14 protein-coding genes and 1 other RNA gene are annotated in these 14526 nt (G+C 74.4%); 9 read left to right on the top strand and 6 right to left on the bottom strand.

What is annotated here, in order from left to right:
- The first annotated feature begins 34 nt into the window (after positions 1-34).
- Positions 35-976 carry a 3-oxoacyl-ACP reductase gene (locus ACWCXC_RS20925; RefSeq protein WP_450685517.1) on the top strand — a complete coding sequence of 314 codons (942 nt, stop codon included), beginning with the start codon at positions 35-37 and terminating at the stop codon, positions 974-976.
- A gap of 385 nt (positions 977-1361) precedes the next feature.
- Here the strand turns inward: ACWCXC_RS20925 and ACWCXC_RS20920 are convergent, their stop codons facing one another.
- A complete protein-coding gene (locus tag ACWCXC_RS20920) occupies positions 1362-2720 on the bottom strand; it encodes a hypothetical protein (RefSeq protein ID WP_450890173.1) in 1359 nt (452 codons plus the stop codon).
- Between the two features lie 197 nt (positions 2721-2917).
- Here ACWCXC_RS20920 and ACWCXC_RS20915 point away from each other — a divergent pair, with 197 nt between their 5' ends.
- The 4 genes from ACWCXC_RS20915 (at position 2918) to ACWCXC_RS20900 (ending at position 6951) form a co-directional block, all read left to right on the top strand.
- Positions 2918-3955, top strand: coding sequence for an ABC transporter substrate-binding protein (locus ACWCXC_RS20915; protein WP_450685519.1), 1038 nt, complete (start codon positions 2918-2920; stop codon positions 3953-3955).
- Positions 3956-4064: 109 nt separating this feature from the next.
- Positions 4065-4901 carry a Nif3-like dinuclear metal center hexameric protein gene (locus ACWCXC_RS20910; RefSeq protein WP_450890172.1) on the top strand — a complete coding sequence of 279 codons (837 nt, stop codon included), beginning with the start codon at positions 4065-4067 and terminating at the stop codon, positions 4899-4901.
- Positions 4898-5641 (top strand): zinc ribbon domain-containing protein, encoded by a 744-nt coding sequence (locus ACWCXC_RS20905; protein ID WP_450890219.1) that lies wholly within the window; start codon positions 4898-4900, stop codon positions 5639-5641. Before ACWCXC_RS20910 ends, ACWCXC_RS20905 begins: the two co-directional genes overlap by 4 nt.
- On the top strand, positions 5641-6951 hold the full coding sequence (locus tag ACWCXC_RS20900) for a bifunctional RNase H/acid phosphatase (RefSeq protein WP_450890171.1): 1311 nt from the start codon (positions 5641-5643) through the stop codon (positions 6949-6951). The genes ACWCXC_RS20905 and ACWCXC_RS20900 overlap by 1 nt, the downstream gene beginning before the upstream one ends.
- 357 nt (positions 6952-7308) lie before the next feature.
- Here the strand turns inward: ACWCXC_RS20900 and eda are convergent, their stop codons facing one another.
- Both eda and yaaA read right to left on the bottom strand, forming a co-directional pair.
- Positions 7309-7929: a bifunctional 4-hydroxy-2-oxoglutarate aldolase/2-dehydro-3-deoxy-phosphogluconate aldolase gene (eda, locus tag ACWCXC_RS20895; RefSeq protein WP_450890170.1), complete on the bottom strand. Its 621-nt coding sequence runs from the start codon at positions 7927-7929 to the stop codon at positions 7309-7311.
- Positions 7930-8088: 159 nt separating this feature from the next.
- Positions 8089-8889 carry a peroxide stress protein YaaA gene (yaaA, locus tag ACWCXC_RS20890; protein WP_450890169.1) on the bottom strand — a complete coding sequence of 267 codons (801 nt, stop codon included), beginning with the start codon at positions 8887-8889 and terminating at the stop codon, positions 8089-8091.
- A gap of 181 nt (positions 8890-9070) precedes the next feature.
- Between yaaA and ACWCXC_RS20885 the strand changes: the two genes are divergently transcribed.
- Positions 9071-10492 (top strand): RNB domain-containing ribonuclease, encoded by a 1422-nt coding sequence (locus ACWCXC_RS20885; RefSeq protein ID WP_450890168.1) that lies wholly within the window; start codon positions 9071-9073, stop codon positions 10490-10492.
- Between the two features lie 163 nt (positions 10493-10655).
- Here the strand turns inward: ACWCXC_RS20885 and ACWCXC_RS20880 are convergent, their stop codons facing one another.
- Both ACWCXC_RS20880 and ACWCXC_RS20875 read right to left on the bottom strand, forming a co-directional pair.
- Entirely contained in the window at positions 10656-11492 is an 837-nt protein-coding gene (locus tag ACWCXC_RS20880) for a hypothetical protein (protein ID WP_450890167.1), read from the bottom strand.
- Positions 11489-12250, bottom strand: a complete 762-nt coding sequence (locus ACWCXC_RS20875; RefSeq protein WP_450890166.1) for a MerR family transcriptional regulator — start codon at positions 12248-12250, stop codon at positions 11489-11491. The genes ACWCXC_RS20880 and ACWCXC_RS20875 overlap by 4 nt, the downstream gene beginning before the upstream one ends.
- Before the next feature lie 145 nt (positions 12251-12395).
- Between ACWCXC_RS20875 and ACWCXC_RS20870 the strand changes: the two genes are divergently transcribed.
- The 3 genes from ACWCXC_RS20870 to rnpB all read left to right on the top strand — a co-directional run bounded on the left by ACWCXC_RS20870 (position 12396) and on the right by rnpB (position 14058).
- Positions 12396-12941, top strand: a complete 546-nt coding sequence (locus tag ACWCXC_RS20870; protein ID WP_450890165.1) for a TetR/AcrR family transcriptional regulator — start codon at positions 12396-12398, stop codon at positions 12939-12941.
- 121 nt (positions 12942-13062) lie between these two features.
- Positions 13063-13632 (top strand): Uma2 family endonuclease, encoded by a 570-nt coding sequence (locus tag ACWCXC_RS20865; protein WP_450890218.1) that lies wholly within the window; start codon positions 13063-13065, stop codon positions 13630-13632.
- 24 nt (positions 13633-13656) lie between these two features.
- Positions 13657-14058, top strand: an RNA gene (rnpB, locus tag ACWCXC_RS20860) — RNase P RNA component class A.
- Positions 14059-14086: 28 nt separating this feature from the next.
- On the opposite strand, the gene ACWCXC_RS20855 is transcribed toward rnpB, so the two are convergent.
- On the bottom strand, positions 14087-14518 hold the full coding sequence (locus tag ACWCXC_RS20855; protein WP_450890164.1) for an ATP-dependent DNA ligase: 432 nt from the start codon (positions 14516-14518) through the stop codon (positions 14087-14089).
- Positions 14519-14526: the final 8 nt, after the last annotated feature.

Below are 14526 nucleotides of genomic sequence, written 5' to 3'. Positions count from 1 at the left end.
CCCCCGCCCCCACCCGAGAGGAACCCCGGATCCGATGTCACTTCCCCTGGACGGACTGTCCGCGATCGTCACCGGAGCCGGCCGCGGTCTCGGCCGGGCCGAGGCGCTGGAACTGGCCCGGCTCGGCGCGGCCGTCGTCGTCAACGACTACGGGCAGCCGGGCCGCGACGGCTCGGGCGAGGCGTCCGCCACCCCGGCGGAGGAGGTCGCCGAGGAGATCCGCGCGGCGGGCGGCCGTGCCGTCGCGCACCTCGGCGACGTCGCCGACCACGCCCAGGCCCGCGCCCTGGTCGACCTGGCCGTCACCACGTACGGCAAGCTCGACATCCTGGTCAACAACGCGGGCATCCTGCGCGACCGGATGATCTTCTCGATGACCGAGGACGAATGGGACTCGGTCGTACGGGTCCACCTCAAGGGCCACTTCAACACCACGCACTTCGCCGCCGCCCACTGGCGCACCCGCTCCAAGGAGGCCGGCGGGCCGGTCTACGGACGGATCGTCAACACCTCGTCCGAGGCGTTCCTGGCCGGTTCGGCGGGCCAGCCCAACTACGCGGCGGCCAAGGGCGGCATCGTCGGCCTGACCACCTCCACCGCACTGGCCCTGGCGAAGTACGGCGTCACCGCCAACGCGATCTGCCCGCGCGCCCGGACCCGGATGACGGAGGACGTCTTCGCGGGCTTCGAGGTGCCGCAGGACGGGCGGCTCGACGCGCTCGCCCCCGAACACGTCTCGCCGCTCGTCGGCTATCTGGCCTCACCGGCCGCCGCCCGGGTCAACGGGCAGCTGCTCGTGGTGCACGGCGGCATGGTCGCCGTCGTCGAACGGCCCAGGGTGGCCGCCAAGTTCGACGCCGCGAAGGAGACCTTCTCCTTCGAGGAACTGGACGAGCTGCTCTCCCCGTACTACGCGGAGCAGCCGCCGAACCGGACGTTCGCGGCGGCCGAGGTGCTGGGACTCAAACGGGGCTGACCCGGGACGGGGAGCACCCGCGACAGAGGAGGGCCCCCGCATCCGGTGCCGGATGCGGGGGCCCTCCGTCTCCCCTCGTCGCGTCTCGCGGGCGGTCAGGCCGCCCTGTCACCACCCTCGGAGGGGCGGCGGTGGCGTCCGAGCGGCTGCACAGCCGCGTCGTCCACGGCCACACCCCCTCGGTGCTTTCCGGAACCGCCGGCTCCGGCCCGCGGTGCGTCCGCCCCCGGCGGACGCGTCTGGGTCGTGTCGGTTCGCGCCTCAGACATGTGGGAAGTCACCCCGTTGTGGTTGCTTGCCTGCGTGTGTCACGGGGGCCGGCACGCCCCCGCGCACCCGGTCACCGTCGGCGACCGCGACGCGCGGTTGCGCAAGATCCCCGGCCTCACCTTAGACCGATTTCCTGGAGCGGCACTTCAGTGCGACCCATGCGTCCCACCAGGGGCGCCTGCCCCAGTGGCACGGGTCGGCACACCGTGAGACCCGTCCCGGCGGCGGAGGGTTGCGTACCGTTTCCGGCACCCCCGGCCGGGCCGCCCGGGGCCTCGTCGCAGGGGGCGTCGAGCAGCGCCACCGCGCAGTCCGTCTCCCCGTCCGCGTACGGCAGGGCGAGGACGCCGTCGGCCGACCAGACCCCGCTGCCGGCCAACCATCCGAAGGGTGCCGGGAGGTGGTGGAGGCGGCGGCCGGAGGGGCGCCAGACGCCCAGCCAGGTGCCCGCCGCCCCGTCGATCCGCAGGGCCACCGCGCAGCTCTCCGGCATCAGCGCCTGCCCCGGCTGCACGGCGAACGGCGTCACGGCGGCGTCCGGCAGCCGCAGGCACTCCGGGAAGCGCACGGGCAGGCAACTGCCCAGCACGCCCCAGCCGATCCGGTCGTGGCCCGGCGCGTCGGAGCGGATCAGCAGCAGCCCGCTGTCCGGATCGGCCAGCAGCAGCCGGTCGTTGCTCTCCGGAGCGATCTGGAGCAGCGGGGTCATCTCGGCACCCCGGTCCAGATCCACCGCGACCGCCTTGACCGGCCCGCCGCCGGCCGGCTCCCGGTCCAGGGCCAGCATCCGGCCCGCCCGGTCCAGCCAGACCCCGCCCGTGCAGCGCCCCGGCAGATCCGCCAGGTGCTCGGGGCCCCCGGCCCCGCCCGTGATCCGCCAGAGCGCCGTGGAGTACGGACCGGAGGCCAGGGCGTACGCGCCGACGCCGTCGGGCGAGGGCGGCAGCAGCGTCAGCTCCTCGCATTCCACGACGCCCAGCGGGAGTTCACCGGTGCCCGGCCCGGTCGGGTAGAGCAGCGAGAACGCCCGGTGGCCGGCGACCCGGCGGTGGATCAGCACCCGGCCGTCGGCGAGCGGCAGCACCTGCGAGTCCGGCTCCTCGGGCTGGTCCAGCGGCAGCGGCACCGCGTACGGCTCCGGGCCGTCGAGCGTCCACCGCTCGGCGAACCAGGCGGGCTCACCACCGGACTCCGGCCGCGCCGCCGTGAGCCGGGCGCCGTAGGCACCGCCGGCGGTGAGCACGAAGGCGGGGCGGACCGTTTCGGCGGGGACGGGTGGCGGGGGCGCGGGGAGCGTGGCGGCGTCCTGCGCTGCGCCCGGGACGGGGCCCGCCGCGTCCCCGGCGGGCTCCGCGGTCTCCCCGGCCGGTTCCGCGGTGTCCTCGGCCGTCCCGGGCGCACCGGGCTCCGGCCCGTCCGCGGTGGCCGTTCCGACCGCCTCGGCGACCTCGTCCTCGATGGCACAGGCAGTCATCGACTCATCACCTCCGGCAACCGAAGCTAGTTTTCGCACTTCCAGCCGAACAACACGAGCCACACCACTTCACACATAAGGGTGGCGATGCCCGGATTCGCCTGAAGAGGTGGGGGTGGTTGTGCTTGCCCCGGGGGGACCGCCTAAGGTTAGGCATTCCTAAGCATTGCCTGTGTGACCCTCGACTGGAGCAAGTGATGTCCCTTCGACGCCGCGGCACCGCCGCAGTCGGTCTGGCCGTAGCGGCCGCCCTGTCCCTCTCCGCCTGCGGGAGCGACGACGGCGGCTCCGACGGCTCGGCGAAGTCCGACGCCGACAAGAAGGCCTCGGTCGCCACCGGCGGCAAGGACTTCGGCGACGCGGCGGCGAAGACCGCGGCGTACGGCACGGACGCCCCGGCCGGCACGTTTCCGCGCACCATCACCCACGCGATGGGCAAGACCGAGCTGAAGGCCGCCCCCAAGCGCGTCGTCGTGCTGGACGTCGGCGAGTTCGACAACGTCGTCTCGCTGGGCGTGAAGCCGGTCGGCTACGCCCCCTCCGAGGGCGACGCGGCGATCCCGTCGTACCTGAAGAAGGACGCGGGCGACCCCAAGAACGTCGGCACCATCAACAACCTCAACCTCGAGGCCATCGCCGGGCTCAAGCCCGACCTGATCCTCGGCAGCCAGCTGCGCGCCGCGGACAAGTACGACGAGCTGTCCAAGATCGCGCCGACGGTGTTCTCCATCCGTCCGGGCTTCACCTGGAAGGAGAACTACCTCCTCAACGCCGCCGCGCTCGACAAGACCGCCAAGGCGAAGTCGCAGCTCGGCGCCTACGAGGCGAACGCCAAGAAGCTCGGCGAGGACATCGGCCCGAAGAAGCCGACCATCTCCATGGTCCGCTACCTGCCGGACAAGATCCGCCTCTACGCCAAGGCCTCCTTCATCGGCACCATCCTCGACGACGCCGGACTGCCGCGGCCCAAGAACCAGCAGATCAACGATCTGGCCGCGGAGATCAGCCCGGAGAGGATCGACGAGGCGGACGCCGACTGGATCTTCACCGGCGTCTACGGCCCCGTGAAGGCCACCAAGCGGGACACCACCCAGGCCAACCCGCTGTGGAAGAACCTCACCGCCGTCAAGGAGGGCCGCGCCAAGAACGTCTCCGACGAGACCTGGTACCTCGGCCTCGGCGTCACGGCCGCCAACCTGGTCCTCGACGACCTGCGCGCCGACCTGGTGAAGTGACGGCCGCACGCGGACGCCGACGTAACGATTCATGACCGGCCGCCGTCCCGCCCCCGCGGGTCCGGCGGCCCGGGACCGCGGGGCACGGAGGACAGGTAGCCTTTCCTCCGTGCCCCGTCTGTCTGAAGTCATCGCCGAGCTCGACGCCCTGTGGCCGCCCGAGCGGGCCGAAGGATGGGACGCGGTCGGCACGGTCTGCGGCGATCCGGACGCCGAGGTGCGCCGGGTGCTCTTCGCCGTCGACCCCGTGCGCGAGATCGCCGACGAGGCGGTGGAGCTCGGCGCGCAGCTGATCGTCACCCACCACCCGCTCTATCTGCGCGGCACGACGACGGTCGCGGCCGGCACCTTCAAGGGCCGGGTCGTGCACACCCTGATCAAGCACGACATCGCCCTGCACGTGGCGCACACCAACGCCGACACCGCGGACCCCGGCGTCTCCGACGCCCTGGCCGGCGCCCTCGACCTGCGCGTCGACCGCCCCCTCGTCCCGGACCCCACCGATCCGGCGGGCCGCCGCGGCCTCGGCCGGATCTGTGTGCTCGACCACCCCGAGACCCTGGCCGCCTTCGCCGCCCGCGCCGCCGCCCGGCTGCCCGCCACCGCCCAGGGCATCCGGCTGGCCGGCGACCCGGAGGCCGTGGTGCGCACGGTCGCGGTGAGCGGCGGCTCCGGGGACAGCCTCTTCGACGCGGTCCGGGCGGCGGGCGTGGACGCCTTCCTCACCGCGGACCTGCGACACCACCCGGCCTCCGAGGCCATCCAGCACTCGCCGCTCGGCCTCGTCGACGCCGCGCACTGGGCCACCGAATGGCCGTGGTGCGAGCAGGCCGCGGCGCAACTCGACGCGATCTCCGACCGCCACGGATGGGACCTGCGGGTCCATGTCTCGAAGCAGGTCACCGACCCCTGGACCACCCACCACTCTTCTGGAGCCCCCAACTGAACGCCGCGCCCGCCGACCAGATCCGACTCCTCGACGTCCAGGCCCTCGACCAGCGCCTCACCCAGCTCGCGCACCGCAGGTCCTCCCTGCCCGAGCACGCCGAGATCGACTCGCTGACCGCCGACCTCGCCCAGCTCCGCGATCTCCTGGTCGCCGCCACCACCGAGGAGAGCGACACCGCCCGCGAGCAGACCAAGGCGGAGCAGGACGTCGACCAGGTGCGCCAGCGCGCCGCCCGCGACCAGCAGCGGCTGGACTCCGGAGCGGTCACCTCGCCCAAGGACCTGGAGAGCCTCCAGCGCGAGATCGTCTCCCTCGCCAAGCGCCAGGGCGACCTGGAGGACGTCGTCCTCGAAGTCATGGAGCGCCGCGAGTCCGTTCAGGAGCGCGTCACCGAGCTGACCGACCGCGTCGCCGCCGTGCAGACCAAGGTCGACGACGCGACCGGGCGCCGGGACACCGCCACCCGCGAGCTGGACGAGGAGGCCGCCACGGTCGCCAAGGAGCGCGAGGTCGTCGCCGCCTCCGTCCCCGCCGACCTGCTCAAGCTGTACGACAAGCTCCGCGCCCAGCAGGGCGGGGTGGGCGCCGCCCGCCTCTACCAGCGCCGTTGCGAGGGCTGCCGGCTGGAGCTCAACATCACCGAGGTCAACGAGGTGAAGGCCGCCGCCCCCGACGCCGTGCTCCGCTGCGAGAACTGCCGCCGCATCCTGGTCCGCACCGCCGACTCGGGGCTGTAGTGGGCGGGCCGCGCCGGTTCGTCGTCGAGGCCGACGGCGGCTCCCGGGGCAACCCGGGCCCCGCCGGCTACGGCGCGGTCGTCATCGACGCGGAGACCGGGGAGACCCTGGCCGAGGCCGCCGAGTACATCGGCGTCGCGACGAACAACGTCGCCGAGTACAAGGGACTCATCGCCGGGCTCCGCGCCGCAGCGGCCCTGGTGCCCGAGGGCGACCCGGACGGCGGTCCGCGCGTCCGCGTGCGGATGGACTCCAAGCTCGTGGTCGAGCAGATGTCGGGCCGCTGGAAGATCAAGCACCCGGACATGAAGCCGCTGGCCGCCGAGGCGGCCCGGATCCTTCCGCCGTCCGCCGTCACCTACGAGTGGATCCCGCGCGAGAGGAACAAGCACGCGGACCGGCTCGCCAACGAGGCCATGGACGCGGGCCGCCGGGGCGAGCAGTGGGAGCCGTCCGCCTCGACCGCCGCCCTCGACACCCGGAGGGACTCGGTGGCCGCCGCCCTGCCACCGGTCTCGGGCCCGCCCGGCGACGCGGCGGCCGGCGCGGCCCGCGCCAGGGCGGCGCTGAACCGCCCGGGGACGGGGACGCCGGCGGCACCCTCGGCCTCCTCTGCCTCTTCGGCCTCCACGGCCCCCTCCGCCACGGCCACCCCGCAGGTCGGCTGGGGATCGGCCCCCGACCTCGGCGCGCCCGCCACCTTCGTGCTGCTGCGCCACGGTGAGACGGCGCTGACGCCGCAGAAGCGGTTCTCCGGCAGCGGCGGCACGGACCCGGAGCTGTCGGCGGCGGGCCGCGAGCAGGCCCGGCGGGCCGCCGAGGCGTTCGCCGCGCGCGGCACGGTGCAGGAGATCGTCTGCTCCCCGCTGCGGCGCTGCCGGGAGACGGCGGGCGCGGTCGCGGCCCGGCTGGGGCTGGAGGTCCGGATCGAGGACGGGCTGCGCGAGACGGACTTCGGGGCCTGGGAGGGCCTGACGTTCGCCGAGGTCAGGGAGCGGTACGGGGAGGACCTGGACGCCTGGCTCGGCTCGGCGAAGGCCGCCCCGACCGGGGGAGGCGAGAGCTTCGCGGAGGTCGCCCGCCGCGTCGCCGCCACCCGCGACCGCCTGGTGACCCGGTACGCGGGCCGCACGGTCCTGCTGGTCACCCATGTCACGCCGATCAAGACCCTGGTCCGGCTGGCCTTGGGCGCGCCCCCGGAGTCGCTGTTCCGCATGGAGCTCTCGGCGGCCTCGGTGTCGGCCGTGGCGTACTACGCGGACGGCAACGCCTCCGTACGGCTGCTGAACGACACCTCGCACCTGCGGTAGCGGCACGGGCCCGGTCCGGTGGACGGGGCCGGGACGGCATCCGGCCCCATCGGCGGGGGGAAGGCCGATGGGGCCGGGGCGGTTCCGCCGGGCCGGGGGATTGTCCGGCGGAACCCGGGTGTCCCGGGAGTCCGGGTCACGTCCTCGAAAGGTCTCGTGCCCCCGGTTGCCGGGAAGCATGCCTGCGAGGTTCGCGGAAGGGCTCGCGCCCGTCGCTTTTCGGCCGCCCGTCGCGGGCGCCGGTTTTCGGCCGCGCGGGGGCGCCGACCGGGGCGCGCGAGCGAACCCGCGCCCGCTCCGGCGCCGCCGAGAAGCGGCTCCGGAGCCCGGCGCTCCGAAGCCCGGAGCACGCCCCGCTCAGCCGCGCAGCGCCGCCGCCTCGGCGGCCAGCTTCTCCACGCGGGACCAGTCCCGGGCCGCCACGGCGTCGCCGGGCACCATCCAGCTGCCGCCCACGCAGCCGACGTTCGGCAGGGCCAGATAGCGCGGGGCGGAGGCGAGGGAGATCCCGCCGGTCGGGCAGAACCGGGCCTGGGGGAGCGGTGCCGACAGGGCCTTCAGATAGGCGGTGCCGCCCGCCGCCTCGGCCGGGAAGAACTTCATCTCGGTGACCCCGCGCTCCAGCAGCGCGACCACCTCGGACGTCGTGGAGACGCCCGGCAGGAACGGCAGCCCCGATGCCTTCATCGCGTCCAGCAGGGTGTCCGTCCACCCCGGGCTCACCAGGAAGCGGGCGCCCGCGGCAGCGGTGTCGGCGACCTGGCGCGGCGCGATCACCGTGCCCGCGCCGACCACCGCGTCCGGGACGCCCTCGGAGATCGCCCGGATCGCGTCCAGGGCGGCGGGGGTGCGCAGCGTCACCTCGATCGCCGGGAGGCCGCCCGCCACCAGGGCGCGGGCGAGCGGCACCGCGTCGGCGGCGTCCTCCAGGACGACCACGGGTACGACGGGGGCGAGGTCCAGCACGGAGGAGGTCATGCCGCCATCCTGCCCGTGGGCGACATGATGCGCAACGAGCGTTGCGCATGCTGCAATAGGGCGGGGCTGGTTCTTCCCGGGCCGACTCCTGGGGCCGCTTCCGATCTCAGGTTCCGCCCGGCCGCCGGTTCGGTCTCCGCTTCCGACCGCCGGATCCGGTCAGTGGATCTCGGTCACCACGACATCGAGCTCCCAGGGCCGCCCGGACCGCGCGGGAGCCTCCGCTTCCACCGCGTAGCCGAGGTCCCGCAGGGCCTCCACCAGTTCCGCCGGGTCCTTCGGACGGGCCCCGGCCACCAGCAGATCCCGGACGATCCGGCCCTTGGTCGCCTTGTTGAAATGGCTGACCACCGACCGTTTCTCGACCCCGTCGACGATCTGGGAGTGGAGGACCCGCACGCTCGCCGTGCGCTCGGCCACCGCACCCTTCGGCTTCCACGCCGCCGTGTACGCGGACGAGCGCAGATCCAGCACCAGTCCGTCCCCGGCGGCCTCCGGCATCACCTCGGCCATCGGCGCCCGCCAGAACGCCCCCAGGGCACCGGTCCCCGGCAGCTTCACCCCCATCGAGCAGCGGTACGAGGGAATCCGGTCGCCCACCCGCACCGCGCCCCACAGCCCGGAGAACACCAGCAGCGACGCCCGCGCCCGGCGCCGGGCCGCCGCGTCCAGGGAGGCCAGGTCCAGCGCGTCGTACAGCACACCGGTGTAGATCTCCCCGGCCGGACGCGTCCCCGCCGTCCGCAGCTCCACGTTCTTCGCGATCTCGCCGCGCAGCCCTTCGCTGAGCCCCAGCACCGCGCGCGCCTTCTCCTCGTCCGCCGCGCACAGCTCCACCAACGCGTCCAGCACGGCGGTGCGCGCCCCGGTCAGACCGGGCAGCGACAGCGACTCGATCTTCAGCGGTGCCCCGCGCCCCGAGGCGGCCTTTCCTTCGGAGGGCGGCAACAGCACGAGCACGGTGGTTCTCCTTCGTACGCACGGAACGGGGCGCGAAACCCCTCGCGCCAGCGTACGGGGACGGGCCCCCGGCCCCCGAACCCGTCGCGCCGGCGTACGGGGCCCCGGTGGAGGTCCCACCCGGGATGCCGCCCGTCCGGCCCGGTCATACGCTCGGTCCATGCCCCGCCGCCATCTACACATGACCGGCGCAGCCGACACCCCGCTGGGCACGGCCCTGCGCGCGCTGCGGACCGAACTCGCGCTCCCCGAGGGCTTTCCCGCCGAGGTGCTCGCGGAGGCGGAGGAGGCGGCGCGGGCCCCGGTGGTCTCCGGGCACGCGGACGCCACGGACCTGCCGTTCCTCACCATCGATCCGCCCGGCTCGCGCGATCTCGACCAGGCGATGCATCTGGCCCGCAGGGCGCACGGCTACCGCGTGCACTACGCCATCGCGGACGTCGCCGCCTTCGTCCGTCCCGGCGGCGCGCTCGACGCCGAGGCCCACCGCCGGGTGAACACCCTCTACTTCCCCGACGGCAGGGTGCCGCTCCACCCCGAGCGGCTCTCCGAGGGCGCGGCGAGCCTGCTGCCCGGCGGGACGCGCCCCGCCGTGCTCTGGGAGATCGACCTCGACGCCGAGGGCGCCGCCGTCGCCACCCGGGTGCGCCGGGCGCTCGTCCGCAGCCGCGCCAGGCTGGACTACGCCGGAGTGCAGCGGATGATCGACAGCGGGGCCGCCGAGGAGCCGCTGGCACTGCTGCGGGACATCGGCACCCTGCGCGAGGAACAGGAGATCGCCCGGGGCGGCATCTCGCTCGACGTGCCCGAGCAGGAGATCGTCGCGCGCGACGGAGGGTACGGACTGGAGTACCGCGCCCCGCTCCCCGCCGATGCCTGGAACGCCCAGATCTCCCTGCTCACCGGCATGGCGGCGGCCCGGCTGATGAGGGACTCGGGCACGGGCATCCTGCGCACCCTGCCCGTCGCCCCGGACGGGGCGGTCGCCCGGCTGCGCCGCTCGGCCGAGGCCCTGCACGTGGACTGGCCGCACCACATGCCGTACGCGGAGGTCGTCCGCTCCCTCGACCCCGAGCGGACCAGCGACGCGGCGTTCCTCCAGGAGTGCACCACCCTGCTGCGCGGCGCCGGATACACGGTCTTCGACCACGGCGAACTGCCGGACCCCGCCGTGCACGCCGCCGTCGCCGACCTGTACACCCACTGCACGGCCCCGCTGCGCCGGCTCGTGGACCGGTACGCGGCCGAACTCTGCCTCGCCACGGCCGCCGGGAGCGATCCGCCGGAGTGGGTCCTGTCCGCGCTGCCCCGACTGCCCAAGGAGATGGCTGAGGGGACCGGCCGCGCCAACACGGTGGAACGCGCGTGCGTGGACCTCGTCGAGGCGGCCCTGCTCAAGGACCGGGTCGGCACGGTCTTCGACGCGTACGTGGTCGACGTCAAGGAGAACGACCCGTCCGTGGGGACCGTCCACATCGACGAACCGGCCGTCGTCGCCCGGATCGAGGGCGGCTCCGCCCCGCTGCCGCTCGGCCGCCGGCTGCGGGTCCGACTCACGCAGGCGGACCCCGGCGCGTCGAAGGTGCTCTTCGCCCCCGCGTGAACGCGGGCCGACGTCCGGTCAGTCGTGGCCGAAGGGCCGCTGCCGCGTTCGCTCTGGCGTGAGCGCGGGCCACGACGGCGGGACAGCCGTGACGGAAGCGCCGCTGCCGCGTTGGCCCCCGCGTGAGCGCGGCCCCGACGTCGGGTCAGTCGTGGCCGATGGACTACGCCCGCGTACGCCCTCGCGTGAGCGCGGCCACGACCGCGCGCGGATCGTCCGCGTGGAAGCGGACCGCGCCCGCCGTCCCCCGCCCGCCGAGGGGGCGCACGAACCCGAGCGGTCCGGTCAGTTCGACCGTCACCGTCGTCTGCCCGCCGACCGCGACGTCCAGCGCCCCGTCCGCCCCCAGGGCCACCGACCGGCCCCCGGGAAAGCGCCGGTCGACCCGCGCGGCGGCGACCGAGGCGGCCGGGACGCGCAGATCGAACAGCGCCCCGTACCGCAGACGGAGCCCGCCGTCCGCCTCCACCACATGCGGCCGGGTCACACAGGCGGCGTGCAGCGCGAGCACCAGCACCACCCCGTAGACGTCCACGACCAGCAGGATCCGGTGGACCACCGGCCACGGGACCAGCAGCGCCAGCATCACGGTCTCCACCACGGAGACGAAGAGGAAGCCGTACATCATCGCGGTCTGCGGCCCGGTGTACGGGACGGCGAGGGCCGTCCCCGGTACGGCGTGGCGGCGGCGCAGCACCCACAGCCCGAGGCTGTGCAGCGCCCGCAGCTCGTGCACGACCAGCCGGCGCACCACCACCGGTACGACGCTCCGCACCGCCCCGGCCACCGCCTCCCGCCACCCCGCTCCCGCCCGGCGCCCTGCCCGCACCAGCCGCGCCAGGACCACCGCCTCCAGCACGAGGACGGCGAGCAGCAGCCCCTCCACCCCCGCCACCACGGCCACCGGAACCCGTACCCCGGCCACCAGGCAGACCACGACCGCCAGTTCGGCGGGCAGCAGCGCCCCCGCCGCGATCCGTGCTCCCCGTACCCAGGTCATCGCCGGTCCCCCTTTCCCGCCCGTCTCCGCGCCTCCACCCGCGCCACCAGCGCCGCCATGACCCGGCGCACCACCTCGGCCTGCGCCGGCGGATAGTCCGCCAACAGGGCCTCCCCGACGCCGGTCGGCTCCGGTCCGCCCTCCGGGAGGGTGGCCAGCAGTTCCTCCGGCACGAGCGCGGTGATCCGCGCGGCCAGGGGCCCGATCCGGGGATCGTCCACAGGCGCCGATTCGAGCGCGTCCAGCTCCCCGTACAGCGCGAGCACGGCCGGATCGTCGGCCAGGGCACGCAGCGCGGAGAACACCCCGCTGTCCGCTGTGGCCGTGTCCAGCAGCTCCAGATGCTCACGGTCCCGGGCGGCGGCGGGGGACCCGGTGACGGGCCCGGCGGCGAGCAGCCCGGCGAGCGCGGGGGAGACGGGCCCCGCCCCGGCGGCGACCCCCGCCCGCAGCTCCGCCAGCCGCGCCCGGCGCTCGCCGATCTCCCGTTGCTGCCGCGCGAGATCGTCGTCCAGCTCCGCCAGCACCTCCCCGAGCGGCCGCCCGGCGTCCCCGGCCAGGGCCTCCCGCACCTCGTCGAGGCGGAGCCCCAGCTCGCTGAGCCGGCGGACGCGGGCCAGGGCCACGGCGTCGCGGACGGTGTAGGAGCGGTAGCCGTTGGCCCGGCGGGCCGGCTCCGCCAGCAGCCCGATGCGGTGGTAGTGGCGTACGGCCCGGGGGGTGAGCCCGACGAGTGCGGCGATCTCTCCGATGCGCATGGGACCAGTAAAAACCTTGACGCCGCGACAAGGTCAAGCGCCCGAGCCGCCCCCCGCTCCCAGGGACGCGGCCCCGCGTCTCGTACGATCGCGCCTTCGGCCGCCCCGGCCCGCACCCCGTACCCGAGACCCGGAGGAGGCCGCCGTGCCCGACCACGACGAGGCGTCCGCCGCACCGGCCGGCGACCGCCGCCACCGGATCCTGGCCGCCGCGCGCGAACTCCTGGAACGGGAGGGGCCAGCCGCGCTCACGATGCGCCGTGTCGCCGGGACCATGGGCGTCACCGCGCCCTCCCTCTACAAGTACTTCCCGGACAAGTCGGCCGTGGTGGACGCCCTGGCCGACGCGATGCTCCGGGAGATCGCGGACGTCCTGGAAGGGGCCGAGCAGGCGTCCCCCGGCTCGTTCCCCGCCCTGGCCACCGCGTACCGCACCCACGCCCTGGTCCACCCCCACCTCTACCGCCTCATCACCGCCCGCCCCCTCCCGCGCGACCTGGAAGCACGCGCCGCCGCCCCGCTCCTGCGCGCCCTCTCCGGCGACGAGGCCCGCGCCCGGGCGGCCTGGGCCTTCGCCCACGGCATGGTCACCATGGAACTCAACGGCCGCTTCCCCACGGACGCCACCGTCACCGCGGCCTGGCACGCGGGCATCGACGCCTTCGCCCGGACGGGTCCGGTCGGCCTCTGACGGGTCCCGGTCCCACCCCCCCCGATCGAGGGAACGCCTCCTCTACCCACGGGCGGCGGACCCGCCCGTGCCCCATCCTGGCGAACGACCGGGACCGAGGAAGGGGCACGACATGCCTGCCATGCCGCACGAGCCGCTCCCGCAGGCGGATGTCCTGCTCGAGGGCTTCCTGGCGCTGGACCCACCCGAAGGCTTCCGTGCCGAGCTGATCGAGGGGGACATCGTGCTGACGCCGCCGCCGGACGGGGACCATGAGGACTACATCGGCCTGATTCTGGAGCAGGTGATCACCCGGTCCCGCACCAAGATGCAGTTCTCCGGAAACAAGGGCCTGAAGCTCCGCAGTGGTGGAGGCTGCCCCAAGAACCACGCCATCCCCGACGGCACCTTCGCCCCCTCCGCACTGCGCCTCTACCGGGGCGCCGACCCGTGGATGCCCTGCGAGGGCGTCGCGCTGGTGGTCGAGGTCACGTCCTCGAAGCCGGAGCCCGACCGCACCGCGAAACGGCACTGCTACGCCCGGGGCCCCATCCCCCTCTACCTGCTGGTCGACCGGGAGCAGTCCTCGGTCACCCTGTTCAGCGACCCGGGCGACGACGACTACCGCCAGCACTGCACGATCCCCTTCGGCAAGGAGATCCACCTCCCGGCCCCCTTCGCGCTCGACCTGCGGACCGACGCCTTCATCTGACCGGTACGATGGGCCCACGGCAGACGAGCCGGGCGGACGGCCGCGTGAGGATCTTCGGACCCTCCCGAGGAACGTCCGGGCTCCACAGGGCAGGGTGATGGCTAACGGCCACCCGGGGTGACCCGCGGGACAGTGCCACAGAGAACAGACCGCCCGGGATTCCGATCCCGGGTAAGGGTGAAACGGTGGTGTAAGAGACCACCAGCGCCTGAGGTGACTCAGGCGGCTAGGTAAACCCCACCCGGAGCAAGGTCAAGAGGGGCCGTCGCACGACGGCCCTGCGCGAACGTTCGAGGGCGGCCCGCCCGAGTTCGCGGGTAGACCGCACGAGGCCGGCAGCAATGCCGGTCCTAGATGGATGGCCGTCTCCCCGGCCGCCGCGAGGCGCCCGGGTGACAGAACCCGGCGTACAGCCCGACTCGTCTGCCCCCTATCCGCGGCTTCACCTGTGGCTTTACCTGCCGATGGGCCCCTTACTCACGTCTTCGGTCCGCACGTTCTTGATCTTGATCCAGTCGGGGGACCGGGCGCCGGGTCGGTAGCGTGAGTCGAGGCGTTTGGCGATGATCCCCTCCAGTCCTGCCTCGCGGGTTGCGTCCAGTGCGCTCCGGGCGTGATCGACGACGGCTGCGGGCACCGACCAGGCCGGGCCGTCCAGACCGAGTCCGGTCAGGGCCTGGCGTCGCCGGGTCCTCGGCAGGCCGGTGAGGTCCCGGCCGTCGAGAAGCAGCACGTCGAAGAGGACCAGATGGACGGGGACGCGCAGCGCGGCCGTGCCGGGGGCGCCCGCCACGCCCATGCGGGCCTGCAGACGCCCGAAGTCGAGGCGGCCGTCGGCGTCGGGGGCGACGATCTCCCCGTCCAGCACCGCCGGCCTCGCGCCCACCGCGTCAG

It is taken from the genome of Streptomyces sp. NPDC001515, assembly GCF_053597115.1.
The sequence above is the reverse complement of the archived record's forward strand: the minus strand, read 5'-3'. Positions and strand labels throughout refer to the sequence as shown.

Bases quoted from the DNA above. Each gene is read 5' to 3' on its own strand.
- ACWCXC_RS20920 (WP_450890173.1), bottom strand. From the start codon at position 2,720: ATGACTGCCTGTGCCATCGAGGACGAGGTCGCCGAGGCGGTCGGAACG.
- ACWCXC_RS20875 (WP_450890166.1), bottom strand. From the start codon at position 12,250: ATGCGCATCGGAGAGATCGCCGCACTCGTCGGGCTCACCCCCCGGGCC.
- eda (WP_450890170.1), bottom strand. From the start codon at position 7,929: ATGACCTCCTCCGTGCTGGACCTCGCCCCCGTCGTACCCGTGGTCGTC.
- ACWCXC_RS20880 (WP_450890167.1), bottom strand. From the start codon at position 11,492: ATGACCTGGGTACGGGGAGCACGGATCGCGGCGGGGGCGCTGCTGCCC.
- ACWCXC_RS20865 (WP_450890218.1), top strand. From the start codon at position 13,063: ATGCCGCACGAGCCGCTCCCGCAGGCGGATGTCCTGCTCGAGGGCTTC.
- ACWCXC_RS20915 (WP_450685519.1), top strand. From the start codon at position 2,918: ATGTCCCTTCGACGCCGCGGCACCGCCGCAGTCGGTCTGGCCGTAGCG.
- ACWCXC_RS20925 (WP_450685517.1), top strand. From the start codon at position 35: ATGTCACTTCCCCTGGACGGACTGTCCGCGATCGTCACCGGAGCCGGC.
- ACWCXC_RS20885 (WP_450890168.1), top strand. From the start codon at position 9,071: ATGACCGGCGCAGCCGACACCCCGCTGGGCACGGCCCTGCGCGCGCTG.